The organism is Rugamonas brunnea (assembly GCF_014042345.1).
GTDB classification, from domain to species: Bacteria; Pseudomonadota; Gammaproteobacteria; order Burkholderiales; family Burkholderiaceae_D; genus Rugamonas; species Rugamonas brunnea.
Genome location: NZ_JACEZT010000002.1, coordinates 249,772 through 274,678 on the forward strand (window position 1 = coordinate 249,772; position 24,907 = coordinate 274,678).

The 24,907-nt window shown below is 67.4% G+C and carries 17 protein-coding genes; 10 read left to right on the forward strand and 7 right to left on the reverse strand.

What is annotated here, in order from left to right; all coding sequences use genetic code 11:
* Nucleotides 1–5: 5 nt before the first annotated feature.
* Genes H3H37_RS04975 through H3H37_RS04990 form a run of 4 tightly spaced genes read right to left on the reverse strand, consistent with a single transcriptional unit; the run spans nucleotide 6 to nucleotide 4,445 of the window.
* Complete coding sequence (locus H3H37_RS04975) at nucleotides 6–800, reverse strand: 2-keto-4-pentenoate hydratase (protein ID WP_182160534.1); 795 nt, start codon at nucleotides 798–800, stop codon at nucleotides 6–8.
* The gene (mhpA, locus tag H3H37_RS04980; protein WP_182160535.1) at nucleotides 797–2,524 is read right to left on the reverse strand and encodes a bifunctional 3-(3-hydroxy-phenyl)propionate/3-hydroxycinnamic acid hydroxylase MhpA; all 1,728 of its coding nucleotides are present in this window, start codon (nucleotides 2,522–2,524) and stop codon (nucleotides 797–799) included. The genes H3H37_RS04975 and mhpA overlap by 4 nt, the downstream gene beginning before the upstream one ends.
* Before the next feature lie 44 nt (nucleotides 2,525–2,568).
* Nucleotides 2,569–3,564 (reverse strand): VOC family protein, encoded by a 996-nt coding sequence (locus tag H3H37_RS04985; RefSeq protein ID WP_182160536.1) that lies wholly within the window; start codon nucleotides 3,562–3,564, stop codon nucleotides 2,569–2,571.
* Nucleotides 3,561–4,445: an alpha/beta fold hydrolase gene (locus tag H3H37_RS04990; protein ID WP_182160537.1), complete on the reverse strand. Its 885-nt coding sequence runs from the start codon at nucleotides 4,443–4,445 to the stop codon at nucleotides 3,561–3,563. Before H3H37_RS04990 ends, H3H37_RS04985 begins: the two co-directional genes overlap by 4 nt.
* Nucleotides 4,446–4,610: 165 nt before the next feature.
* Between H3H37_RS04990 and H3H37_RS04995 the strand changes: the two genes are divergently transcribed.
* The 3 genes from H3H37_RS04995 (at nucleotide 4,611) to H3H37_RS05005 (ending at nucleotide 7,819) form a co-directional block, all read left to right on the forward strand.
* Nucleotides 4,611–5,681, forward strand: a complete 1,071-nt coding sequence (locus H3H37_RS04995) for an amidohydrolase family protein (protein WP_182160538.1) — start codon at nucleotides 4,611–4,613, stop codon at nucleotides 5,679–5,681.
* A 170-nt stretch (nucleotides 5,682–5,851) separates the two neighbouring features.
* A complete protein-coding gene (locus H3H37_RS05000; RefSeq protein ID WP_182160539.1) occupies nucleotides 5,852–6,478 on the forward strand; it encodes a TetR/AcrR family transcriptional regulator in 627 nt (208 codons plus the stop codon).
* Nucleotides 6,479–6,706: 228 nt separating this feature from the next.
* Entirely contained in the window at nucleotides 6,707–7,819 is a 1,113-nt protein-coding gene (locus tag H3H37_RS05005; RefSeq protein WP_182160540.1) for a transporter, read from the forward strand.
* Nucleotides 7,820–7,835: 16 nt separating this feature from the next.
* Here H3H37_RS05005 and H3H37_RS05010 read toward each other — a convergent pair whose 3' ends face one another.
* The 3 genes from H3H37_RS05010 to uraH all read right to left on the reverse strand — a co-directional run bounded on the left by H3H37_RS05010 (nucleotide 7,836) and on the right by uraH (nucleotide 11,430).
* Nucleotides 7,836–9,530 carry a PAS domain-containing sensor histidine kinase gene (locus tag H3H37_RS05010; RefSeq protein WP_182160541.1) on the reverse strand — a complete coding sequence of 565 codons (1,695 nt, stop codon included), beginning with the start codon at nucleotides 9,528–9,530 and terminating at the stop codon, nucleotides 7,836–7,838.
* The gene (locus H3H37_RS05015) at nucleotides 9,527–10,825 is read right to left on the reverse strand and encodes an HD-GYP domain-containing protein (protein ID WP_182160542.1); all 1,299 of its coding nucleotides are present in this window, start codon (nucleotides 10,823–10,825) and stop codon (nucleotides 9,527–9,529) included. Before H3H37_RS05015 ends, H3H37_RS05010 begins: the two co-directional genes overlap by 4 nt.
* A gap of 254 nt (nucleotides 10,826–11,079) precedes the next feature.
* The gene (uraH, locus tag H3H37_RS05020) at nucleotides 11,080–11,430 is read right to left on the reverse strand and encodes a hydroxyisourate hydrolase (RefSeq protein WP_182160543.1); all 351 of its coding nucleotides are present in this window, start codon (nucleotides 11,428–11,430) and stop codon (nucleotides 11,080–11,082) included.
* A 122-nt stretch (nucleotides 11,431–11,552) separates the two neighbouring features.
* Here uraH and puuE point away from each other — a divergent pair, with 122 nt between their 5' ends.
* The 7 genes from puuE to H3H37_RS05055 all read left to right on the forward strand — a co-directional run bounded on the left by puuE (nucleotide 11,553) and on the right by H3H37_RS05055 (nucleotide 24,880).
* Complete coding sequence (gene puuE, locus H3H37_RS05025) at nucleotides 11,553–12,506, forward strand: allantoinase PuuE (protein ID WP_182160544.1); 954 nt, start codon at nucleotides 11,553–11,555, stop codon at nucleotides 12,504–12,506.
* Between the two features lie 58 nt (nucleotides 12,507–12,564).
* Entirely contained in the window at nucleotides 12,565–14,892 is a 2,328-nt protein-coding gene (gene xdhB, locus H3H37_RS05030) for a xanthine dehydrogenase molybdopterin binding subunit (RefSeq protein WP_182160545.1), read from the forward strand.
* A 12-nt stretch (nucleotides 14,893–14,904) separates the two neighbouring features.
* Nucleotides 14,905–16,200 carry a guanine deaminase gene (gene guaD, locus H3H37_RS05035; protein WP_182160546.1) on the forward strand — a complete coding sequence of 432 codons (1,296 nt, stop codon included), beginning with the start codon at nucleotides 14,905–14,907 and terminating at the stop codon, nucleotides 16,198–16,200.
* Nucleotides 16,201–16,232: 32 nt separating this feature from the next.
* Nucleotides 16,233–17,831: an amidohydrolase family protein gene (locus H3H37_RS05040; RefSeq protein ID WP_229218663.1), complete on the forward strand. Its 1,599-nt coding sequence runs from the start codon at nucleotides 16,233–16,235 to the stop codon at nucleotides 17,829–17,831.
* Nucleotides 17,832–18,435: 604 nt separating this feature from the next.
* Nucleotides 18,436–21,855, forward strand: a complete 3,420-nt coding sequence (locus H3H37_RS05045) for a TonB-dependent receptor (protein WP_182160547.1) — start codon at nucleotides 18,436–18,438, stop codon at nucleotides 21,853–21,855.
* A 77-nt stretch (nucleotides 21,856–21,932) separates the two neighbouring features.
* Nucleotides 21,933–23,633, forward strand: coding sequence for a bifunctional metallophosphatase/5'-nucleotidase (locus H3H37_RS05050; protein ID WP_182160548.1), 1,701 nt, complete (start codon nucleotides 21,933–21,935; stop codon nucleotides 23,631–23,633).
* A gap of 5 nt (nucleotides 23,634–23,638) precedes the next feature.
* Nucleotides 23,639–24,880, forward strand: a complete 1,242-nt coding sequence (locus H3H37_RS05055; protein ID WP_375539981.1) for a phospholipase D-like domain-containing protein — start codon at nucleotides 23,639–23,641, stop codon at nucleotides 24,878–24,880.
* Nucleotides 24,881–24,907: the final 27 nt, after the last annotated feature.

Consider the following 24,907-nt stretch of genomic DNA (forward strand, 5'->3'; position numbering starts at 1 on the left):
ACTCCTCAAATGAAATGGCAGCCGACGTGGCCCAGGCCGTCGACGATGGCATGCAGCTCGTCGCCGGCCGCGACCGGCACCATGGGCCCGAGCGCGCCCGACAGCACCACCTGGCCGGCCTGCAGGGGGCGGCCCAGGCCGGCCATGGTGCGGGCCAGCCAGTAGGCGGCCCGCAGCGGATGGCCGAGGCAGGCGGCGCCGCTGCCGGTCGACACCAGCTTGCCGTTGCGGTACAACTGCATGCCGGCCTCGGCTAGGGACGTGCGGCCCAGCGCGACAGGTTGCTGGCCCAGCACGTAGAGGCCGCAGGAGGCGTTGTCGGCCACCGTGTCCTCCAGCTTGATGCGCCAGTCCGTGATGGCGCTGTCGACGATCTCGATGGCCGGCAGCGCGTAATCGATGGCGCGCACGAACTCGGCCCAGCTGGGCGCGTGCCCGGCGAGGGTGTGACCGACGATGAAGGCGACTTCCACTTCGGCCTTTGGCTGCAGCAGCCGGGCGGCAGGGATGGCGTCGCCGTCCAGGTATTCCATGTCGTCGAACAGCACGCCGAAATCGGGCTGGTCCACGCCCAGCTGCTGCTGCACGGCGAGCGAGGTCAGGCCGATCTTGCTGCCGACGATGCGCGCGCCCTGCGCCAGCCGGGCCTCCGTGTTGACGGCCGCCACCGCGTAGGCTTGCGCCAGTCCGGCGATGCCGTGGCTGGCGGAGATGGGGGCGATGGTGGCGCCGCCCGCGCGCGCCCGGGCCAGCGCGGCCGCCGCGCTCAGTACCGCGTCGTCGCGGACCGGGGCGCTCATGCCGCCTCCCGGGCGTCGATGCGGGCCGGCCGGCCCAGCTGCGCGCGCAGCGCCGCCACCAGTTGGCCGGCCAGCGCCGCCTCGACCATGCCGAAGGCGAACTTGTCCGGCCGCACCAGCGCCACCGCGCCGGCGCCGATGCCGCTGCGTTTGAACCAGGCGATGCCCTGGCCGCTCAGGTCCTCCAGCTCCTCCAGGCCGGCCGGGCCGGCGCGGGCCACGTCGCCCTGGGGCCGGCCGCCGTGCGGATACAGCGCCACGTAGCGGGTGCCAAGCGCGTCGAGCAGTTGGCGGTCGGCCGGCTTGAGGTGGTCGCGCGGATCGACGCCGGCGCCGATCAGTGCGTAGCCGTGGCCGGTCACGGCGTCCAGCAGCAATTGCTTGCCGTTGCGGGTCAACACCATCGGCTGCGGCGTCAGGCGCCCTTCGGGGCCGTTGCGCTTGCGCCGCGCCAGCCCGAAATAGCTGCCCTGGCGGTAGACCGGCTGCGGCTTGAAGCGCGCCTCGGTGAGCAGCACGCGCAATCCCGGCGTGCGCCGGATCAGCCGCACCAGGCCGTTGCGCAGCATGGCCTTGAGCGGATTGGACATGGACACGAAGTCCTTCATCAGGATGGACATATTGATCATGGCCTGGGCGTGCGGCATGCGCTCGCTCTGGTAGGTGTCGAGCAGTTGTTCGCCGGCCTGGCCGGCCAGCACGGCGTCCAGCTTCCAGGCCAGGTTGCAGGCGTCGCGCACGCCGGCGTTCATGCCCTGGCCGATGAATTGCGGCGTCATGTGGGCCGCGTCGCCGGCCAGGAACACCCGGCCGCGGCGCCAGTCCTGCGCCATCAGGGCGTTGAAGGTGTAGACCAGGCGGCGCAGGATGGTGACCTTGTCGACGTCGATGTAGCGCGACAGGTAGTGCCGGATGGTGGCCGGGTCCTCCATGTACTCCTTGCTCTGGCCGGGCATCAGCATGAACTCGAAGCGGTGGTGGCCGTTCGGCTGGCGGCAGCTGACGGTGGGGCAGGCCGGGTCGCAATAGAAGTTGAAATAGGGCAGGTGGCGCAGGCAGTCCTCGCCGGGGTTCTCCTTGATGTCGACCACCAGCCACGGGTTGGGGAAGCTCTGGCCCGTCATCTGGATGCCGAGCTGGCTGCGGATCACGCTGCGCCCGCCGTCGCAGGCGACGAAGTATTTGCCGCGCGCCACCTGTTCGCCCGCCTGCGGCAGGGGCGTGACGCCGGGCACGGGCGCCGGCTTGCTGTAGTTCTGGCCCTGGCTGGCCAGGTGGAACACCTGCACGCCGCGTCCATCCTGCTGGCAGCGCGTGACTTCGCGCCCGCGCCGCAGCCGCACCGAGGGGTAGCGCGCCAGCAGGGCCGCCATCTTCTCCTCCAGGAACGGCTGGTAGAACAGGTTGCAGATCGGCCAGCCGTAGGGGCGCGCCAGGTCGTGGTACTGGTTGAGCACGGTGTCGTCGGGCAGCACCCACTGGAACGGCATGTCGAGCAGCATGTCCTCGGCCAGTTCCTGGGCCAGGCCGGCGTCCTGGAAGATGCGCATGCATTCGTCGTCCGTGTAGACGGCGCGGGCGTTGCCGTAGAAGGCGGGCTCGCGCTCCAGGATCAGCACGCTGCGCCCGCGCATGCCCAGCAGGTGGGCCAGGGTCAGTCCGGTCGGCCCCAGGCCGGAAATGACCACGTCGTACTCGAACGTGGCATCGGTGTCGGCATTCATATCGTTGTCTCCCATTTTTGTGTGGTGTGGTGTGGTGTGCGGCGTTAAAAGCCGTTGGGCATGAATTCCCTGCCCACCAGCGAGCGCAGGGCCCGCCCCATTTCGCCCAGCTTGTCGCCCAGCGTCTGCTGCTGCGGCCGGTGGCCCCAGATGCTGATGCCCTGGTGGATGCTGGGCTGCCAGGCCTGCTCGTCGACCTGGATCGGTTGCCAGCCGTATTCGATCTCGAAGCCCGATGGCGAGCGCACGTAGAACGACAGTTCCTTGTCGTTGGTGTGTTGGCCCATGCCCAGCACGATGGGGTAGCCGAGCTGGCGGCAGCGCACGTAGGCCGCGCTCAGGTCGTCCAGCGTGGCCGCCTGCACATTGAAGTGCTGGATGCGGGTACGGATCGGGTCCATGCGCCGGCCGCGCGTGCACGCCACGGCGATCGAGTGGTGGCGCGGGTTCAGGCGCAGGAAGCGGATGTCCAGCGTCAGGCCGCTGATGTGGGCCACGATGTCGTCGCTGTGGCGGGCGTCGAAGATGTCGTGCCAGAACGCCAGCATGGCTTCCGGCCGGCGCGACGTGATCGCCACGTGGCCCATGCCGGACTGGCCCGTCACGAAGGCGCTGGTGCGCATGCGCAGCGGCGCCTCGTTCAGCAGCGGCGTGGTGAACAGCTCGATGCCCAGGCCCTTGGGGCCGGTGCATTGCCAGTACCCCGCCACGCCGCGCGTGCGGGCCTGCTCGGCGCTGGCGGCCGACACGGCGATGCCGCGCCGGCGCAGCCGCGCCAGCACCTCGTCGAGCGCGGCCTGGTCGCGCAACTGCCAGCCGATGGCGAGCACGTCCTCGCCGGGGCCGGCCTGCACGATCAGGCGGCGCTGGTGCCGGTCCATGCGCAGGGCCAGCGTGTGCGCGTCGCGGTGGGCCAGTTCCATGCCGAGCGCGTCCTCGCCGAACTGGCGCCAGTCGTCCAGCCGCGCGGACTCGACCACCAGATAGCCGAGCGTCACGGCGTCGAACAGGGCGCCCGGGGCGGGGTGGGCGGCGCTCATGCCTGGCCCCGCGTCTCGGCGCCGTGTTCGAGCAGGAAGGCGGTGGTGACGGCGTTGAACTGGGCGGCCCGCTCCCACTGCACCCAGTGGCCCGTTTCGCTGAACAGGTGGACGTCGCAGCGGCGCATCCGCTGTTGCAGCGCGCGCGCGCCGGACGGGCGGTTGACCTTGTCCTCGGTGCCCCACAACACCAGGGTCGGTGTGCTGCACTGTTGCAGGCGCGGGTCGCGCGTGAAGTCGAGCTTGCGGAACTTGGGCAAGCCCTTGGGGCGGCGCAGCGGCGGCGCCGCCAGCACGCCCGGATCGATGCTGGAACGGTAGCGCTCGGCGATCACGTCGGCGCTGACCAGGCTGCCATCATAGACCAGGTCGCCCCGGATGAAGCGGGTCAGTTTTTCCATGCTGGGGCCGTCGCCGTTGTAGTAGTCGAACAGGCGGTTCAGGCCCGGCGTGGGCAGCGAGCGCGTGGTGTTGACGCCGCCCGGCCCCATCAGTACCAGCCGGTCGGCCCGTTCGGGATGGTCGAGCGCCAGCCGCAGGGCGCAGGCGCCGCCCAGCGAATTGCCGATCAGGTGCGCCGAGCGGATTCCCAGCGCGTCGAGCAGGCCGGCCATGCTGCCGGCCAGGTCGCCGAACGGGTCGTCGCGCGCGATGCCCTTGCTCGACTGGCCATAGCCGGGCATGTCCGGCACCAGCACCCGGAAATGCCTGGCCAGGGCGCCGATGTTCCTGGTGTAGTTCGATACCCCCGAGGCGCCGGGGCCGCCGCCGTGCAGCATCAGCACGGGCGGTCCTTCGCCGGCCTCGGCCAGCTGGATGCTGCGGTTTCCGACCTGGACCTTTCTCGTGGCCAGCGCCGGCAATGCGAGTTCGTTTCTCATTGTGCAATATCTCCTGTGGTGGCGATCGTCAGTGCCCGCCTGATGCGCACCTTAACTTTGTTTCGACATTTGTGTCAAGTTGATGTTTTTGTCGAATTGAGGTAGGCTGCTCACATGGCTGGCACTGGCGCCGGCGTATTCACAGAGGGATAGAGAGGGATAGCGATGGGCATCAAACAGGGACGGCTGGACGTCCACCACCACATCATTCCACCCGCGTTTGTTGAAGAAATGCGACGCCGCGGCCTGTCGACGGTGGCCGGCGCCCGCTTGCCGGACTGGACCCCGGCCGACTCGCTGGCCGTGATGGACGCCAACGGCATCCAGACCGCGATCACCTCGCTGTCGGCGCCCGGCGTGTATTTCGGCGACCGCGACGCGGCCGTCGGCCTGGCCAGGCAGTGCAATGAATTCGCGGCCGACATGGAGCGGCGCGCGCCGGGCCGTTTCGGCTCGTTCGCCGTGCTGCCGATGCCGTTCGCCGACCTGGCCGCGCGCGAGGCCTGCCACGCGCTGGACGTGCTCAAGGCCGACGGCGTGGTGCTGCTCGGCAGCACCGACGGCGTGTTCCTCGGCGATCCGTCGCTGGACGAATTGATGGCGGAGCTGGACCGGCGCGGCGCGACCGTGTTCGTGCATCCGAACATGCACGCCACCAGCGAGCAGCTGGGGCTGGGGGCGCCCGGCTTCCTGCTTGAATTCCTGTGCGACACGACCCGGGCCGCCGTCAACCTGATCCTGACCGGCACCCTGGAGCGCTACCCGCGCATCCGCTGGATCCTGGCCCACGCCGGCGGCTTCCTGCCCTATGTCGCCTGGCGCATCTCGCTGGCCAATGCCCTGCCCGAGTACGCGCGGCAGGCGCCGCAGGGCGTGCTCGAGTACATCAAGCGCTTCTATTTCGACACGGCGCTGTCGCCCTCGCCCTACGCGCTGGGGGCGCTGCGCGAGCTGGTGGCGCCCACCCACATCCTGTTCGGCAGCGACTTTCCGTTCGCGCCGGCGCCCGTCACGGCCATGTGCTGCGCCACGCTCGACCGCACCGACATGCTCGACGCGGCCGGCAAGTACGGCGTCGCGCGCGGCAACGGCTTGATGCTGTTCCCCCGCCATGCCGTGGCCGGCGAGCAGGTGCGGGCCACGCCGCTGTACCAGGGCGACACGCTGCGCACCATGGGCCGGCGGCTGGGCGCGCGCGTGGTCGGCAAGGTGGCCGAGCGCATGCGCAATCGTTGACCGGACGGCGGCGGGGCGGGGCCTGAACTGTGGGACAATACCGGCTTCGCGCGCGCCGGGCCGGGCTGGCGGGGCGGCGCGGCCCACCGAATAACCACAAAATGGCGTAGCCGATGCACATGAAGCAAGAGGACCACCGCGTCCGTGTTGGCGCCGAGCGCAGACAGAAGATGCGCCGGCATTTGATTGAGAGCGCGCTCAAGCTGTTCGCCGAGCGGGGCCTGGAGGAAGTGGTGATCGACGACGTGATCGTCGCCGCCGGCGTGTCGCGCGGCACGTTCTACCATTACTTCAAGACCAACGCGGAACTGCTGGCCGCCGTCGTCGAGGACCTGGGCAACGAGTTGATGCAGATGATCGAGGCGGTGGTCGGCACGCTCAAGGACCCGGCCGAGCGCCTGGCGCTGGGCCTGCGCCTGTACCTGCACGCGGTGCAGGCCTACCCGACCTTCGCCGCCTTCATGGCCCGCACCGGCCTGCACGCAGCCGGTCCGAACAACCTGGTGTACGAATACATCCCGCGCCACTTGGAAGACGGCATGCGGGCCGGCCGCTTCAAGATCGCCGACGTGGGCATGGGACTGGACGTGGTGGCCGGCATCGCGCTGGCCGCCGTCAACAGCATCGTCGGCCGGGCCGTGCCGCCGCACTTCCCCGAACAGGCCACCAGCCATATCCTGATGGGGCTGGGCATGACGCCCGCCACGGCGGGCCGCCTGGTGCAACTGCCGCTGCCCGCCGTCGCCTTGCCGCCGGATTCGCTGCTGGTCCGCACCCACCCCGCGCCCGCCGCCTGATCGTCCTCCCTCCCGTCTTAGCCGGCGCCGCCCCGCAGGCGCGCCGGCCATCGCCCGCGCCCGTCGCTTGACGTGCCGTTACAACGCTCGCCTTCCGTCGCCATTTTTTCGTATCGACAAATTCGTCAAATCGATAAAAATGTCACTATAATTGACCGGGCAGCCGGTGGTGCACTTGCCTTGCGCGCCGCCGGCTGCACCTCAAACGAAAAAATGACGGAGACGACAATGAAAGTGAAACACAAGCGCATGCCGAACCGGGCCATGCTGTTGCTGGCCGCCCACCTGGTGGTGGCGCCCGCCCTGGCGGCCGACGCCTTCCGCGTGCGCTATAACATCGCCGGCAGCCTGGGCGGCGAGATCTTCGCGCCGCTCGACCAGCCCGGCGTGGCCGTGGCCGGCGCGCTGACCCGGATCGACATCGACAAGCTCAGCGGAGACCATGGAGAAGTGCGGACCATGGCCGTGCCGGGCGGTGTGCTGCCGTTGCCGGCGCCGACGCCGGCCGCGCTGTATCCGTCCTATGGCGGGCAGGATGGCGTGAGCGGCACGGCCGGTTCGTCGCAGAACCAGCAGAACGTGGCCATCGGTTACATGAGTCCGGAGGTGGTCGGCGGCGGCCACTTCACGTTCGGCGTCAACCTGGCCTATGCCGTGATCAAGCAGCGCCTCACGCTGGCGGCGCCGACGCCGGCGCTCAGCTATCCGAATCCGCTGGTGCCGTCGACGGCGGCGCGGGCGCAGGTGGCGGTCGGCTTCGACGCCGGCTACCAGGCCGGGCTGGCGGCGCAGGGCAACGCGGTGTCGGGCAACGACGAAGGCATGGGCGATGCGGAATTATTGGGTGGGTGGACGTATTCGAGTGAGCGCTGGCGTATCGTGGCCGGCGGTTCGATCGTCCTGCCGACCGGCCATTACGACAGCGCGCGCGCCGTCAACGTCGGCTTCGGCAATTTCTACACGCTGCGCCCGGCGTTCCAGGCGGCCTGGCTGGCCACGCCGCACTTGGCGGTGGCCGGCAAGTTCACGCTGGGCCTGAACGACCGCAACCGCGATAGCCATATCCGCAGCGGCAACTGGGCCGGCGCGGAAGCGGCGCTGGCCTATCTGTCGCCGGTGGGCGTGGTAGGCGCGCACACCGTGCTGGTGCGGCAGTACCAGGACGACGACGGTGGCGCGTTCGGCGCCAACCGTTATGCGCTGACGGGTACGGGATTGTTTTTCACCACCAAGCTGCCCGTGATCGACGCGGCGTTGACGGTGCAGTACATGACCACCAGTTCGTCGCGCAACGCCAAGGCGGGCAACTTCGCCCAACTGCGGCTGGTCAAATTGTTCTGACGGCGGCCGGGCGGCCTCAGGATACGGTGCTGGCCGCCTCCTCGTCCTGCGGCGCCCGTTCCAGCGGCAGCACCACCCGGAACACGGAGCCCTTGCCGACCTCGCTGTGCACGGTGATGTGACCGCCGTGCTTTTGCACGATGCCATACGACAGCGACAAGCCCAGCCCGGTGCCCTTGCCGACCGGCTTGGTGGTGAAGAACGGTTCGAAGATGCGGCCCAGCAGTTCGGGCGGAATGCCCTTGCCGCTGTCTTCGACCTCGACCCACACGTGGCCCTCGCCGCCGCCGGTGCGCACGGTGATGCGGCCGCGCTCCTCGATGGCGTGGGCGGCGTTGACGAGCAGGTTCATGAACACCTGGTTCAGCTGCGACGGGAAGCACGTCACCTGGGCGATGCCGCCATATTCCTTGACCACTTCGGCCTTGTACTTGATCTCGTTCCACACCACGTTGAGCGTGCTGTCCAGCCCCTGTTCCAGGTTGGCCAGCACCAGGCCGCTGCTGTCGACGTGCGAGAAGTACTTCAAGTCCTGCACGATGCGCATCACGCGCTCCAGCCCCTCGCGCGATTCGTCGAGCAGGTTGCCCAGGTCTTCGCGCAGGAACTCGGCGTCGATCTCTTGCTTCAGGTGCTCGATGGCGGCCAGTTGCCCGGGCGTGAGCGTGGCCGTGCTGGCCTCGTAGGCGTCGAGCAGGCGCAGCATGTCGCGCCCGTACTGCTGCAGCGCGTTCAGGTTGGAGTTGACGAAGGCGATCGGGTTGTTGATCTCGTGCGCCACGCCGGCCGCCAGCACGCCGATCGAGGCCATCTTTTCCGATTGCAGCAGCTGGTTCTGGGCTTCGTTCAGTTTGCGGATCAGCTCCTGCTGGCAAGCCTTTTCCGTCTCCAGCGTGGCGTTGGCGCGCTGCAGGTCGGCCGTGCGGCTCAGCACGCGCGCCTCCAGTTGGTCGCGCGATTCGCGCAGGGCCGCCTCGGCCCGCTCGCGCTCGGTGATGTCCATGTAGCTGAACACCCGGCCCACGATGCGCTCGCCCAGGTACTGCGGGCGGGCGCGGCATTCGAATACGCGGCCATCGAGCAGGCGCAGCAAGTGTTCCGTCTCGTCCTCGCTGACCACGGCGCTGAGCAGGCTGCGGCACAGCGCGCTCTCGGCCACCTGGGCCGACAGGAAGGCCAGGATGGCGGTGTCGTCGCGCGCGTCCAGCAGCGCCGCCGGCACGCCCCACATATTGCTGAACAGGCGGTTCATGCTGGCGATCTTGCCCTGCCAGTCCAGCACCAGGATGCCGTTGCCGGTCGATTCGAGCGTGGCGCGCAGTTGCGACAGCGTCTGCTCCAGCACTTCCTCCACCTGGCGCTCGTGGCGGATATCGCGCGCCTGCACCAGCAGCAAGGGCGCGCCGTCGTGCTCGATCACGCGCACCGACTTGGCCACCGTGATCATGCTGGCGTCGGCGCAGCGGTATTCGCCCTCCTGGGCTTCGATATCCTGGTACAGGCCGTTGCGCACGTCCTCCCAGTAGAACACGTCGGGCAGCGAGCTTTCGATGTCGGTGATGGCCATGCCGGGCAGCGCCTCCTCGGCGTAGCCCAGCGTCTGGGCCGCGCCGCGGTTGGCGCCGATGATGCGCAGGCTGTGCGGCTCGACCAGCAGCATCATGTGCGGGCTGTGGTCGAGCATCAGTTGCTGGAGGCTGCGGCTGCTCATGGGGCGGCGGCCCCTTGCCCGGCCGTGCTGGCGTCGAAGTAGTAGCTGACCCGCTTGCGCGGGCTCAGGTACAGCAGCACGTCCTGCGGCACTTGCGCCGGCTTGAGCGATTTGACGATGTTCAGGCTGCTCTCGCGCTCCAGGTCGACCAGGATGGCTTCGTGCTTGGGCACGGCCGCGTCGTAGATGACGACGATGGGCTTCATCGGCTTGCTGGTGTTGATGGTGGCCACCATGCCCAGCACGCCGTTGGACAATTGCACCACGGTGCCGGGCGGGTACACGCCCAGGCAGCGGATGAAGATCTGCAGCAGCTTGGGATCGAACTTGTCGCGCTGGCGCGCGAACATCTGCGACAGCGCGTCGTGCGGGGTGAGGGCGGCGGACAAGTGCGGCGGGTTGCACAGCTCGTCGTAATGGTCGGCGATGGAGACGATGCGGGTCAGCACGCTGATGGCCTCGCCCTTGAGCGCGCGCGGGTAGCCGCTGCCGTCGTACAGTTCGTGGTGGTCGCGCACGATGGCGGCCACGGCCGGCGCCAGCGCCAGTTCCTTCGCCAGGTCGGCGCCATACTGGCAGTGCAGCTGGTAGGCGTTCTGCTCGGCGCGGCTCAGCGCGTCGGGCTTGTTGAGGATTTTGTCGGACACGTTCTTGAGGCCGATGTCATGCAGCAGCGCGCCCATGCCCAGCAGCGAGATGACGGCGTGCGGCAACTGGATGTCGCGCGCGATCATCATGGCCAGCATGGTCACGTTGAGCGAATGCAGATACAGCTCCTCGCCGCCGACCTTGTCGCCCATCACGTGGATCGCCAGTTCCGGCGCGCACAGGATGGAATCGACGATCTGCGTGACGAGCTGGCTGGCCTGTTCGACGGCGCTGGCCGGATTGCTGAACAGCTTGGTTTCGATGGAACGGATGGTGCGGGCCGCGTCGAGGAAGGCTTTCTCGATCTGGCCGGCCTGTTCGCGCTGCTGGTTGATGCGCTCGACCATGGCGCGCTTGGCTTGCTGCATGGAGGACAGGGCCGGCGCCGGCGCCGGTGCGCCGTCCGCCGCCGTCCCGCCGGCGCTGGCGCCGTCGCCGGCGGCCGGTCCGGGCGAGGCGCCGGGATCGCTCAGGGCCGGGCTGATGCGCACCTTGCGCAAGCCCAGGCCGCGCAGCACCTGGATCTGCTCCTCGTCCTTGATCTTGAAGTGGCTGAACGCGAACGGATGCTCGAACCACTTCAAATCCAGGTGCACGTACAGCCCCACCCGCAATTGGTCGATCGAGATTTCGGCTTGGTCGAGCATGATGGCGCGGATCCCCCGGTGGCCCGTAACTTCCGGTATGCAAGCATCGCGCCACTGGTCGTGGCTGATTGCTGATCTACATCATGCTACGGAATCGGACTTTGTACACCACAAAATCTGACTTTCTTGAATGAAAGTTGGCGGGTGGCGATACCCACAGGCGCGCCGCCCGTGGTGATTGATGCTATCAAATTGCTAGCGTTGCGCGCAGGTCGCACCGGCCGGCGCGCGCGGCCCGGGGGATGGGGGCGCGGTTAGCTGCCGCGGTAGGTGGAATAGGCCCATGGCGATACCACCAGTGGCACGTGGTAGTTCTGTTCCACGCTGGCGATGCCGAACGCCAACGTCACCCGGTCGATGAAGCGGGGCGAGGGCAGTTCCACGCCTTGCGCCGCGAAGTAGTCGCCCGCGTCGAACACCAGCTCGTACTGGCCCACTTGCATGCCGTCGCCTTCCAGCAGCGGCGCGCAGCGGCCGTCGGCGTTGGTGACGTCGGTCTTCAGCAAGGTCTTGCCGGCCGGCCCGACGGCGTACAGCGCCACTTTCACGCCGGCGCCAGGCTTGCCGACGGTGATATCGAGCACGTGCGTACTAAGCTTACCCATGGTCTCTCCTCCATATATGTTTGGGTGGTGGTGTTTATGTAGCAAATCATATACTGGGGCCGGCAGAGCAATATATGATGCGCCATATATCCTTCATTGCCCCTCTTTCTTTCTGACCGACGATGACAACATACGATCACTACCCGCGCGACATGATCGGCTACGGCCGCACCCCACCGCACGCCAACTGGCCGGGCAAGGCCAGGGTGGCGTTGCAGTTCGTCCTCAATTACGAGGAGGGCGGCGAGAACAACGTGCTGCATGGCGATCCGGCGTCGGAAACCTTTCTGTCCGAGATCATCGGCGCGGCCGCGTTCACCAACCGCCACCTGAGCATGGAATCGATCTACGAATATGGCTCGCGGGCCGGCCTGTGGCGCCTGCTGCGCATGTTCGAGGAGCGCAAGCTGCCGCTGACCATCTTCGGCGTGGCCATGGCGCTCAAGCGCAACCCGGAAGCGGTGGCCGCGTTCCAGCAACTGGGCCACGAAATTGCCTGCCATGGCCTGCGCTGGATCTCGTACCAGAACCTGGACGAGGCCACGGAACGCGCCCACATGCGCGAAGCCGTCGCCATCATCAAGGAGCTGACGGGCACCGCGCCGCAAGGCTGGTACACGGGCCGCGATTCGCCCAACACGCGCAAGCTGGTGGTGGAACACGGCGGCTTCCGCTACGACGCCGATTACTATGGCGACGATTTGCCGTTCTGGCAAAAGGTGGACTACACGGATGCCAGCGGCCAGGCCGCCGTGGCGCCGCAACTGATCGTGCCCTATACGCTGGACACCAACGACATGCGCTTCGCCGCCATGCAGGGCTTCAATTCGGGCACCCAGTTCTTCGACTACCTGAAGGACGCCTTCGACGTGCTGTACGCGGAAGGCGATCCCAATGGCCTGAACCAGCCCAAGATGCTGTCTATCGGCCTACACTGCCGCCTGGTGGGCCGCCCGGCCCGCGCCGCCGCGCTGGCGCGCTTCCTCGATTACGTGCAAAGCCACGACCAGGTGTGGATCACGCGCCGCATCGACATCGCCGAGCACTGGCACCAGCACCACCCGTTCACAGGCTGACCGGCGGCCGGCCGCGCCGATTCGGGCGTATGATGGCGTAGTCTGAAAGGAGGTCGCCATGAACTACGCCGGCGCAACGGAACGACACGCCACCGCATGGGCCGCCGTGGGCCTGCCCAGCGCCCACGAATCGGCCCGGCTCCACGTGCTGGGCAAGGCCACCTACACCGACGACGTGCCGGAACTCCAGGGCACGCTGCACGCGGCGTTGGGCTTGTCGGCGCGGGCCCATGCCAGCGTGGTCGGGCTGGACCTGGCCCCGGTGCTGGCCGCGCCCGGCGTGGTGGCCGTCTACACGGCGCGCGACTTCCCCGGCGTGAACGAGTGCGGCCCTATCCTGCACGATGATCCCATCCTGGCCGACGGCGAAGTGCTGTACGTGGGCCAGCCCCTGTTCCTGGTGGTGGCCGACAGCCACGACAACGCCCGCCGCGCCGCGCGGCGCGCCGCCGTGACTTATGCCGACCTTCCCGCCATCTTCACGCCGCAACAGGCGCGCGACGCGCGCGCGCATGTGCTGCCGCCCATGCTGCTGCAGCGGGGCGACTGCCAGGCGGCGCTGGACCTGGCGCTGCATAAGGTACGGGGCCGGCTGTTCGTGGGCGGCCAGGAGCACTTCTACCTGGAAGGCCAGGTGGCCTACGCCATCCCGCGCGAAGACCAGTGCCTGCTGGTGCACTGCTCGACCCAGCATCCGAGCGAGATGCAGCACGTGCTGGCCCACGCGCTGGGCTTGCCGTCGCATCGGGTGCAGGTGGAATGCCGGCGCATGGGCGGCGGCTTCGGTGGCAAGGAGTCGCAGTCGGCGCAGTGGGCGGCGCTGGCCGGGCTGGCCGCGCACCGCCTGCAGCGCCCCGTCAAGCTGCGGGCCGACCGCGACGACGACATGCTGGTCACCGGCAAGCGCCACTGCTTCTACTACGAATACGAGGCCGGCTACGACGCGGACGGCCGCATCTTGGCCGCGCGCGTGGACATGACCTTGCGCGCCGGGTATTCGGCCGACCTGTCCGGCCCCGTCGCCACGCGCGCCGTGTGCCACTTCGATAATGCCTATTACTTGTCGGACGTGGAGATACGCGCCGCCTGCGGCCGGACCAACACCCAGTCCAACACGGCCTTCCGCGGCTTCGGCGGGCCGCAGGGCGCCATCGCCATCGAATACATCATCGACGACATCGCACGCCACCTGGGCCTCGATCCGCTCGACGTGCGGCGCCGGAATTTCTACGGCATCGGCGGGCGCAACGTCACGCCTTACGGCCAGACCATTGTCGATAACGTGATCGCCGACCTGGTGGCCGACCTGGAGCGGGGCAGCGATTACCGCGTGCGGCGCGCCGCCGCCGCCCGCTTCAACGAGCGCAGCCCCGTGTTGAAGAAGGGGGTCGCGCTCACGCCCGTCAAATTCGGCATCGCCTTCAACGTCACCCACCTGAACCAGGCGGGCGCGCTGGTGCACGTGTACGCGGACGGCTCGGTGCTGGTCAACCACGGCGGCACCGAGATGGGGCAGGGCATCAACACCAAGGTGATGCAGGTGGTGGCGCACGAGCTGGGACTGGACCTGGACCGCGTGCGCATCACGGCCACCGACACGGCCAAGGTGGCCAATACCTCGGCCACGGCCGCCTCCACCGGCGCGGACCTGAACGGCAAGGCGGCGCAGGCGGCGGCGCGCCGCATCCGCGAGCGGCTGGCCGTGCTGGCCTCCTGCCTGTATGGCGGCGGCGCCGCCGCCGTGCGCTTCGCCGGCAACCAGGTCCACGTGAACAGCCAGGTGCTGCCGTTCACGGAGCTGGTGCGGCAAGCCTACCTGGCGCGGGTCCAGCTATGGTCGGACGGCTTTTACGCTACGCCCGGCCTGCACTGGGACCCCGTCACCATGCAGGGCCACCCGTTCTCCTATTTCGCCTACGGCGCGGCCGTGTCCGAAGTGGTGGTCGATACCCTCACCGGCGAATGGAAGCTGCTGCGCGCCGACGTGCTGTACGACGCGGGCCGCTCGCTCAATCCGGCCATCGACATCGGTCAGGTGGAGGGCGCCTTCATCCAGGGCATGGGCTGGCTGACGACGGAGGAACTGTGGTGGAACGCGGACGGCAAGCTGATGACGCACGCGCCCTCGACCTACAAGATCCCCGCCGTCTCGGACTGCCCGGAAGAATTCCACGTGCGCCTGTACCAGAACGCCAACGTGGAGGACAGCATCCACCGCTCCAAGGCCGTGGGCGAGCCGCCGCTGCTGCTGCCGTTCTCGGTGTTCTTCGCGATCCGCGACGCCATTTCCAGCGTGGGCCAGCACCGCGTGCGCCCGCCGCTGGACGCGCCGGCCACCTGCGAGGCCATCCTGCGCGCCATCACGGCCGTGCGCACGGCCCATTGAACGGGAACATCGATGCAAGCCTACCGCGCCAGCCTGCTCCACTTCCACGCCGATCCGGCCTTCCGCGACGACGCCCATCATTGGCACGAGGATGGCCTGCTGCTGGTCGACGAGGGCCGCGTGGTGGCGGCCGGCGATTACGACGCGCTGCATGCCACGCTGCCGCAGGGCACCCCGCTGCACGACTACAGCGGGAAACTGATCACGCCCGGCTTCATCGACACCCACGTCCACTATCCGCAGACGGACATGATCGCCTCGCCGGCGCCTGGCCTGCTGCCGTGGCTGGACACCTACACCTTCCCCACCGAGCGCCAGTTCGCCGATCCGGCCCACGCGGCCCGCACGGCCGAATTCTTCCTCGATGAGCTGCTGCGCTGCGGCACCACCACGGCCATGGTGTACTGCACCGTGCACGCGGCCTCGGTGGACGCCCTGTTCGCGGCCGCCGGCCAGCGCCAGTTGCGCATGGTGGCGGGCAAGGTGCTGATGGACCGCCATTGCCCCGAATGGCTGCGCGACACGGCCGAAACGGGCGCGCGCGACAGCGAGGCGCTGATCCGGCGCTGGCACAACAAGGGCCGCGCGCTGTACGCCATCACGCCCCGTTTCGCGCCCACCTCCAGCGAGGCCCAATTGCGGCTGGCCGGCGAACTGGCCACAGCCTGGCCGGACACCTTCGTGCAAAGCCACGTGTCGGAAAACGCCGACGAATGCCGCTGGGTGCGCGAACTGTTCCCGCAGGCGCGCAGCTACCTGGACGTGTACGAGCGCTGCGGCCTGCTGCGACCGCGCGCCGTGTACGGCCACTGCATCTGGCTCGACGACGCCGACCGCGCCCGCATGGCCGCCACCGGCGCGGCGGCGGCCGTCTGCCCCACCTCCAACCTGTTCCTGGGCAGCGGCCTGTTCGACTTTGCCCAGGCCGACCGCGCCGGCATGCGGGTGGCGCTGGCCACGGACGTGGGCGGCGGCACGTCGTTCTCCATGTTGCAAACAATGAATGAAGCCTATAAAGTAGCGCGCTTGACGGGCAGCTATCTGCCGGCCCTGCGCATGTTCTACCTGGCCACGCTGGGCGCGGCCCGCGCCATGGGACTGGAGGGCACGATAGGCGGTTTCGCGCCGGGGACGGAAGCGGATTTCATCGTGCTCGACCCGCAAGCAACGCCGCTGTTGCAGCGCCGTACCAGCCACTGCGCCAGCCTGGAAGAATTGCTGTTCGCGCTGGCGCTGCTGGGCGACGACCGCGCCGTGGCCGCCACCTACGCGGCCGGCAACCGGGTCCACGTGCGCGACGCTGCCTGATGTTTGACGTCCAACCTTAGCGAGACCACCGCATGCCAAGAAAAATCGCCAGCCTGATGCTGCCCGCCACCGCTGCCGCCGTCCTCGCTGCCAGCGCTTTACCCCACGCGGCGCACGCGGCGCACGCCGCCGCTGGCGCCAAGGCGGCCAATGCTGCCGAAGCGACCAATGCTGCCAATGCGACCAGCGCAGTCAACGCAACCAGCGCAGTCAACGCAACCAGCGCTGCCAAGGTGGCCGCTCGCAACGAAGCGATCACCCAGCGCCATTTCGCCGCGCTGCTGGCCGGCAGCGAGCCCAAGTTGGCCGAGCTGACCATGTTCTTCACCATGATGCCCAAGGGCGGCGACCTGCACCACCACTATTCGGGCGCGCTGTACGCCGAGCAGTACCTGGAGTGGGTGGACCAGCAGCACTACTGCGTCAACCGCAGCAGCTACCGGATCGAGACGGACAAGGCCACCATCGCCGCCGAGCAGGCCAAACCGGCCGCCGAGCGCGCGTGCGTGACGGGTCAGCAGGTGATGGGCGATAACACGCTGCTGGCGCAAGTGCTGCAGCACTGGTCGGACAAGGACTTTTACAACCACAGCGGCAACCAGTCGCCGCCGGACCGGCAGTTCTTCGACACCTTTGGCTATTTCGGTCCGGTGGCGTCGAGCAACGCGCATGACGGCCTGCTGCGCCTCAAGCAACGCGCCATCCAGGAAAACCTGAGCTACATCGAAACCATCTTCGAGCTGGCGCCGTTCACCCATAACGACGATTTCGACCGCGAAGCGCTGGCCCACGGCGTGACGGATGCGGCGCTGGAAGCCTACAGCGCGCAACTGGAGCACGAGCAGGGCTACCAGCAGTGGATCGCGTCCTACCTGGACAACCTGAAGACGGGCAGCGCCGGTATCGATGATGCGCAATTCACCATGCGCTACCAGCCATTCGTGCTGCGTTTCCTGTCGCCGTCGCAGGTGTTCGCGTCCATGGTATCGAGCTTCAAGCTGGCGGCCATGAGCCCGCAGGTGGTGGGCGTCAACATCGTGGGGCAGGAGAGCGTGAATGTCTCGATGCGCGACTATGCGATGCACATGCAGATGTTCAAGTTCCTGAAAGCGAAGTACCCGAACGTCAAGCTGGCGCTGCACGCGGGCGAGCTGGCGCTGGGCATGGTGCCGCCGGAAGGATTGACCTTCCACATCAAAGAGGCGGTGGAGGTGGCCGGCGCCAGCCGTATCGGCCACGGCATGGATATCGCGCATGAGACCAATCCGCTCGCCATCATGAAAACCATGCATGACAAGGGCATCGCCGTCGAAGTCAATTTGAGCAGCAACGACTTCATCCTCGGCATCAAGGGTGCGGCGCACCCGGTGACGTTGTACCGCAAGTATGGTGTGCCGTTCGTGCTGGCCACCGATGATGCGGGCGTGTCGCGCAACAACCTGTCGGGCGAGTACGTGCTGTACGCGGCCCGCTACCGGCCCGACTACGCCGAAGTGAAAAAATTGTCCTACGACAGCCTGCGCTATGCCTTCCTGGCGCCGGCCGACAAGCAGCGCCTGCTCAAGGCGCTGGACGGCAAATTCGCCCGTTTCGAAGCGGCCATCGCTGCCGCCGAACCGAAGCGCAAATAAGCTGTTGCCAGGCAGTTGCCCACCCGCTGCGCCGCTGCGCGCAGCCGGGCGGCGCGTCGTTGCCCTGTCGCGACACAAATTGGTGGACTTACTCTAGTTTCCCCGCATTTCAAAGATGAATTATTTTCATGCCATGATGGCCTGAACTATAATCCGGCCCGGCAGCCCCGGCCTGGCCTTTGCTTCCAGCCTGTCATGCCGTTTCCGGTTTCATTTATTCGCTCCTCGTCTTAATCCCTAAGTTAAATCGTATTTGTCAACGATTTTGGCCTCATGCATAGTGGGACGATGATCCAAAAAATGCAATATTTTTGCTTCTACAACAGCTTAGGAACGGGCTTACGCAGGAAGTTGACGTAGTACGGCGGCGCTTATCGGCGCCATTTTCTTTATGAGCAATGTTGCCATAAAGCTGTCATTACCGTGAAATATTGAACCGTTACACTTGTGCGCTGCGCCCGCAGGGGCAGCGCCAGGCATGGCGCGCAGCGGCAGATGTCCGGCCACGCGGCCACGCGGCTTACCAGTTGCAACACAGTAAAGAGGAGCTCCCGCTATCCGCGCGGATTTCCATATAACTATTCGTCTATTTTGGGGTACCACCATGATTGATCACAAACGGCTCCGGCTGACGCAGATCGCGCTCAGCCTGTCCATCGCCCTCGCGGCAGCGCCCGCCTTCTCGCAAAACACCACCTCGGCCATCGGTGGCCGGATCTCGGCTGCCGACGGCAAGCCGGCCAGTGGTGCCGTCGTCACCATCGTCCATACCGAATCCGGTACGGTCAACAATGTGGTAACGGACGCGGAAGGCCGCTACGTGGCGCGTGGCCTGCGCACCGGCGGTCCGTACACGATCACCATCACCAAGGACGGCGTGACGGAAAAGCGCGAGAACGTGTACATCCAGTTGGCCGAGACGGCCAACGTGGACGCCACGCTGGGCGCGCCGGCCATGCAGACCGTGACCATCGCCGGCGTGGCCGGCGGCCGTTCCGAGAAGTTCTCCAAAACCACCATGGGCACGGGCACCAGCATCGGCCGCACCGAACTCGACATCCAGGGTTCCATCAACCGCAACCTGCAGGACTATGCGCGCGCCGACCCCCGCGTGTCGCAGACCGACAAGGAACGCGGCGAAATGTCCGTGGCCGGCCAGAACTCGCGCTACAACTCGCTGACCATTGACGGCGTGGCCGTCAACGACACCTTCGGCCTGGAGTCGAACGGCAGCCCGACGGCCAAGCAGCCGATCTCGATCGAGGCGATCCAGTCGGTGCAGGTCAACGTGGCCAACTACGACGTGACCCAGAAGGGCTACACGGGCGGCAACATCAACGCCGTCACCAAGTCCGGCACCAACAAGGTGCACGGCAGCGTGTACTACGTGTTCCGCAATGACTCGCTGGCCGGCAAACGCTACAACGCCAGCACCGACACCTACTACGATCCGGCCCCGTTCAAGGAAACCACCAAGGGCGCCACCGTGGGTGGCCCGCTGATCAAGGACAAGCTGTTCATCTTCGCCGCCTACGAGAAGCTGGAATCGACGCGCGCCGCGCCGGCGTTCGGCCCCATCGGCAGCCCGATGACCAACGTCGGTATCACCAACTCGGCCATTGCCGGCGCCACTGCCATCGCCAAGAACCAGTACGGCTTCGACGTGGGCACCTCGGCCCAGCCAGCCAACTCGGCCCTGAACGTGGACGACAGCATGGTCAAGCTGGACTGGAACATCAACGATAACCATCGCGCCATGTTCCGCTGGGCCAAGACCAAGCAACAGGAGCCGCAGTTCCCCGGCCTGGACGCGTCCAGCATCTCGCTCAACTCGCGCTGGTTCAACCAGGGCAAGACCATCGAGACCAAGGTGGCCCAGTGGACCGCCGACTGGACCCCGACCTTCTCGACCGAGGTCAAGCTGTCGCAGCGCGATTACGACCGGCTGCCCAGCCTGAATTCGCAACTGCCGCTGGTCAACCTGTCGTTCACCGGCCCTACGCCGGACGGCACCCCGGCCGGTGTCTCCACGGCCAGCCGCACGCTGTCCTTCGGCACCGACAACAGCTACCAGCGCAACATCCTGAACACCAAGACCATGGATGGCTACCTGGGCGCCAACTGGACCCTGGGCGACCATGAAGTCAAGTTCGGCGGCGACTACCAGAAGAACGAGGTGTACAACGCCTTCCTGCAAAACGTCTGGGGCAACTACACCTTCTCGTGCATCAACAAGCTCGACTACGCGTTCGCGGCCGCCGGCACGCTCGACTGCGGCAAGGCCACCAACGGCCAGATCGAACAGGCGGTGCTGGAGAACTTCAGCCGTGGCCGCCCCTCGTCGTACACGCTGCAGGTGCCCAACACGGGCCTGACGATGGACGACGCCGTGGCCCGCTTCACCATGAAGAACTACGGCCTGTTCGCCCAGGATACGTGGAGCGCCACCAAGAACCTGACGCTGAGCTACGGCGTGCGCCTCGACACGGCCCACGTCGACGGCCGTCCGCTGCGCAACGCCGCCGCGGCCGCGCCCATGGTGCCTGGCAACCCGGCGACGGGCACGCGCCAGACCGGCGGCTTTGGCCTGGACAACACCGTCACCTTCGACGGCCAGCAACTGTGGCAGCCGCGCGCCGGCTTCAACTACACCTTCGACAGCGCGCGTCCGATGCAGGTGCGCGGCGGCACCGGCCTGTTCCAGGGCGCGGCGGCCACCGTCTGGCTGTCCAACCCGTTCTCCAACCCCGGCGTGGCCACCCACAACGTGGTATGCGGCGGCTCGGGCGCCTGCCCCACGACGGACGGCAACTTCAGCCCCGACATCAACAAGCAGCTCACCAGCCTGCCCGGCGTGAGCGCCCAGGCCAACGTGGATGCGCTGGCGCCCGGCCTGAAGCAGCCTTCCGTGTGGAAGTCCAACATCGCGCTGGACGCGGAACTGCCATGGTTCGGCCTGGTGTTCGGCGCCGAGTACTTGAACACCAAGGTGCGTGACGGCATCTACTACCAGAGCCTGAACCTGGGCACGCCGACCAAGACCGGCACCGACGGCCGCGCGCTGTACTACTCGGCGCAAGCCTACAACCCGGCTTGCTGGACGGCTGCCGGCGTGATGGTCAGCAACGGCGCCACCTGCACCGGCGCCCGCAACAAGGCGCTCAGCAACACCGCCTTCGGCAACGTGCTGGTGGCCACGGGCACCGACAAGGGCCGCAGCAACCTGGCCACGCTGTCGCTGAGCCGTCCGATGACGAACGGCCTGAACTGGTCGGTGTCGTACACCTACTCGGACGCGACGGAAGTGTCGCCGCTGACCTCGTCGACCTCCGGTTCGACCTTCAACGGCCGTTCCATCTTCAACCCGAACGAGGAAGTGGCCGCCAACTCGGCCTACCTGGTCAAGAACCGCATCAACGCCCTGGTCAACTTCCAGAAGCGCTTCTTCGGTTCCTACAAGACCACCTTCGGCATGTTCTATGAAGGCCGCAGCGGCAAGCCGTACAGCTGGACCTTCAACAACGACCTGAACGGCGACAGCCAGGGCGGCAACGACCTGATGTACATCCCGTCCGCGCCCGGTTCGGGCCAGGTGGTGTTCGCTGGCGACACGGCCACCAGCCACGCCAACGAGGACAAGTTCTGGTCCATCGTCAACGCCAACCCGGTGCTGAAGAAGGCTGCCGGCGGCATCGTCAGCCGCAACTCGGACTTCTCGCCTTGGACCAACTCGGTCGACCTGCGCATCAAGCAGGAGATCCCGGGCTTCTTCAAGGACCACAAGGGCTCGTTCACGTTCGACATCTTCAACGTCGGCAACCTGCTGAACAAGAAGTGGGGCCGCATCAACGAAGTGGGCTTCCAGCCTGCCGGCGGCCAGGCCCGCAGCTTCGTCGACTACGTCGGCCTCGATGCGCAAGGCCGCTACATCTACAAGGTGCGCGACGTGGAAACGCTGGACACCCGCCAGGTCAAGGGCGAGTCGCAGTGGGCGATCCAGGCCACCGTCAAGTACGAGTTCTAAGCGTACCGATGCGTAGCTGAGCAAGACCGGACGGCTGATGGCGACATCAGCCGTTTTTTGTTCCATATAATATCGCGATGACTACTTTCCTCCGCCCCCTGGCCGCCGCCGCGCTGGCGGCCCTGCTGGTCGCTTGCGCCAGCGCGCCCCAAGCACCGCCGCACACGGCCGTCATCAACCTGGTGGCGCTCAACGACTTCCATGGCAACCTGGAGCCGAGCACCTTCACCTACACCAGCGCCCGCGCGCGGCGCGAGACGACGGCGCAGGCCGGCGGCATCGCCACGCTGGGCGCGGCCTTGCAGGCCTGGCGCAAGGACGACAGCGAATTGCTGCTGGTGGGCGCGGGCGACCTGGTGGGCGCCAGCCCGTCCATCTCGGCCATGTGGGCCGATGAACCGGCAATCGGCGCGCTTGACCTGCTGGGCTTGCGCGTCAGCGCGCTCGGCAACCACGAATTCGACCTGGGCCGCGCCGAACTGCTGCGCCAGCAGAAGGGCGGCTGCGTCTCGCCGCGCGCCGACAAGGCGTGCCAGTTCGCGCCCAATTACGGCGGCGCCCGGTTCCACTACCTGGCCGCCAACGTGATCGACATGGTGACCCGCAAGCCCATCGTTCCGGCCTACCAGATCGAGACGGCGCATGGCGTGCGCGTGGCCTTCATCGGCGCCGTGCTCAAGGACACGGCGGCGCTGTCCCTGCCGTCCAGCGTGAGCGGGCTGGAATTCACCGACGAGGCCAACGCCATCAACGCCTTGCTGCCGGACTTGCGCAAGCAGGGCGTGGGCGTGTTCGTGGTGCTGATCCACCAGGGCGGTCGCACCACCGATTATTTCGACCAACCGGGCTGCGACCATTTGACGGGGCCCATCGTCGATGTCGTCAAGCGCCTCGATCCGGCCATCCGCCTGGTCGTCAGCGGCCATTCGCACAAGGGCTATCTGTGCCAGGTGGACGGCCGCGTGGTGACCCAGGCCGAGACGGCCGGCCACGTGCTGTCGCGCATCCGGCTCACGGTGGACACGGCCGACAACCGCGTGCGCGCCATCAGCGCCAGCAACGAGGTGATGCTGGCCGGCCGCTATCCGGCCGATCCGGCGCTCGACGCCTACCTCGCCCGCGCCCGCGCGCGCAGCACGGCGGCGCTGGCGCGTCCCGTGGGGCGGCTGGCCGTGCCCGCCGTCCCGCTGGGCAAGGATGACGTGGACGAGTCGCCGCTGGGCGACCTGGTGGCCGACGCCATGCTGCAGGCCGGCACGCCGTTCGGGGCCCAGTTGGCGTTCATGAACCTGGGCGGCATGCGCCAGGACCTGGAGGCGGGCCACGATGGCCGCGTCACCCTGGGCCAGGTGCAGACCGTGCTGCCGTTCGTGAACACGGTGGTGGTGATGAACCTGACGGGCGCCCAGATCGCCACGCTGCTGGAGCAGCAATGGCAGGGCGGCGATGGCGACAAGCACATGCTGCTGCAAGTGTCCGATGGCTTCAGCTACCAGTGGAATCCCAACCTGCCGGCGGGCAGCCGCGTGGTGCCGGGCAGCGTGACCCTGCATGGCGTGCCGCTGGAGCCGGACAGCCCGTACCGCGTGGCCACCAACAACTTCCTGGCCGAAGGCGGCGATGCCTTCCCCGTCTTCACCAGCGGCCGTAGCCGCGCCGATACCGGCATCTACCTGAGCGACGCCGTGGCCGCCTACCTGACCCACCGCGACCAGCTCAACAAGCCGGCCGGCAGCAAGCAATCCCAGGGCCGCATCCAGCGCGCCCCGCAACCATAAGGACCATGATGCGCCGTCTGTCTTCTTCCTTGTATTCTTCCCTGTTATTGTCCGCGCTGCTGGGCACGGCCTCGCTGGCCCACGCCGCGTTCACCATTCCCGGCTTCGAACTGGTGCAGACGGCGCCGCGCGAAACCACGCTGGTCAACGCCGACCTGCGCGACCCGGCCACCGTCTGGTGCGAGCTGTTCGACCAGGCCCGCAAGGAGATCGTGCTGGGCCAGTTCTACGTCGTCGGCCAGGCCGGCAGCGCGTTCGAGCGCGTGCTCACGCGGCTGGAGGCGGCTGGCCGGCGCGGCGTGCATATCCGCTTCCTGCTGGACCAGAAGGGCGTGCGGCTGTCCGACGCGGCCACCATCGAACGGCTGAAGGCGATCCCCAACCTGGAACTGCACATCATCGATTTCAACCAGTTGACCGGCAACGGCATCCTGCACGCCAAGTACCTGGTGGTGGACCGCGCCACGGCCTACGTGGGCAGCCAGAACTTCGACTGGCGCTCGTTCGAGCATATCCACGAGACGGGCTTGCGCATCACCGAGCCGCGCATCGTGGCCCAGGTGCAGGCCGTGTTCGACCAGGACTGGCGCGCGCAGGTGCTGGCGGCCCAGGGCCTGCAGGCGCCGGTGCTGAACGCGCACACGGTGGCGGCCGACCTGAACCAGGAGTCCTTCCTGCTGGCCAGCCCCAACCGCTACAACCCGGCCGGCGTGGGCGACTCGGAGACGGGCTTGCCGGCCTTGCTGGCCTCGGCCCGGCGCGAGGTGCGCATCCAGCTGCTCGACTACGCGCCGCTCAGCTACGGCCCCAAGGGCACGCGCCCGTATTACGCCGTGATCGACAACGCCGTGCGCAGCGCCGCCAACCGCGGCGTCAAGGTCAAGCTGCTGGTGTCGAACTGGAACCTGGAGGAAGCCGAGCAGCCCTACCTGAAAAGCCTGGCCGTGCTGCCCAACGTGGAGGTGCGGGTGGTGACGCTGCCGGTGGCTTCGACCGGCTTCATTCCGTTCGCGCGCGTCATCCACAGCAAGATCATGGTGATCGACGACCAGCTGGCCTGGGTCGGCACCAGCAACTGGGCCGGCGGTTACATGGATTTGTCGCGCAACCTGGAGGTGGTGATGCGCAATGACGCGATGGCGCGGCGGCTGGCCGCGCTGCATGAGCAGACGTGGAGTTCGTCGTATGCCCAGCCGCTCGACATCAACAAGGCTTACGCCAAGCCGGCCAAGGGCACGCCGCAATGAGGCGCTTCGTCATGTAATGCTGGGTGA

Bases quoted from the DNA above. Each gene is read 5' to 3' on its own strand.
- H3H37_RS04975 (WP_182160534.1), bottom strand. From the start codon at position 800: ATGAGCGCCCCGGTCCGCGACGACGCGGTACTGAGCGCGGCGGCCGCG.
- mhpA (WP_182160535.1), bottom strand. From the start codon at position 2,524: ATGAATGCCGACACCGATGCCACGTTCGAGTACGACGTGGTCATTTCC.
- H3H37_RS04985 (WP_182160536.1), bottom strand. From the start codon at position 3,564: ATGAGCGCCGCCCACCCCGCCCCGGGCGCCCTGTTCGACGCCGTGACG.
- H3H37_RS04990 (WP_182160537.1), bottom strand. From the start codon at position 4,445: ATGAGAAACGAACTCGCATTGCCGGCGCTGGCCACGAGAAAGGTCCAG.
- H3H37_RS04995 (WP_182160538.1), top strand. From the start codon at position 4,611: ATGGGCATCAAACAGGGACGGCTGGACGTCCACCACCACATCATTCCA.
- H3H37_RS05000 (WP_182160539.1), top strand. From the start codon at position 5,852: ATGCGCCGGCATTTGATTGAGAGCGCGCTCAAGCTGTTCGCCGAGCGG.
- H3H37_RS05005 (WP_182160540.1), top strand. From the start codon at position 6,707: ATGAAAGTGAAACACAAGCGCATGCCGAACCGGGCCATGCTGTTGCTG.
- H3H37_RS05010 (WP_182160541.1), bottom strand. From the start codon at position 9,530: ATGAGCAGCCGCAGCCTCCAGCAACTGATGCTCGACCACAGCCCGCAC.
- H3H37_RS05015 (WP_182160542.1), bottom strand. From the start codon at position 10,825: ATGCTCGACCAAGCCGAAATCTCGATCGACCAATTGCGGGTGGGGCTG.
- uraH (WP_182160543.1), bottom strand. From the start codon at position 11,430: ATGGGTAAGCTTAGTACGCACGTGCTCGATATCACCGTCGGCAAGCCT.
- puuE (WP_182160544.1), top strand. From the start codon at position 11,553: ATGACAACATACGATCACTACCCGCGCGACATGATCGGCTACGGCCGC.
- xdhB (WP_182160545.1), top strand. From the start codon at position 12,565: ATGAACTACGCCGGCGCAACGGAACGACACGCCACCGCATGGGCCGCC.
- guaD (WP_182160546.1), top strand. From the start codon at position 14,905: ATGCAAGCCTACCGCGCCAGCCTGCTCCACTTCCACGCCGATCCGGCC.
- H3H37_RS05040 (WP_229218663.1), top strand. From the start codon at position 16,233: ATGCCAAGAAAAATCGCCAGCCTGATGCTGCCCGCCACCGCTGCCGCC.
- H3H37_RS05045 (WP_182160547.1), top strand. From the start codon at position 18,436: ATGATTGATCACAAACGGCTCCGGCTGACGCAGATCGCGCTCAGCCTG.
- H3H37_RS05050 (WP_182160548.1), top strand. From the start codon at position 21,933: ATGACTACTTTCCTCCGCCCCCTGGCCGCCGCCGCGCTGGCGGCCCTG.
- H3H37_RS05055 (WP_375539981.1), top strand. From the start codon at position 23,639: ATGATGCGCCGTCTGTCTTCTTCCTTGTATTCTTCCCTGTTATTGTCC.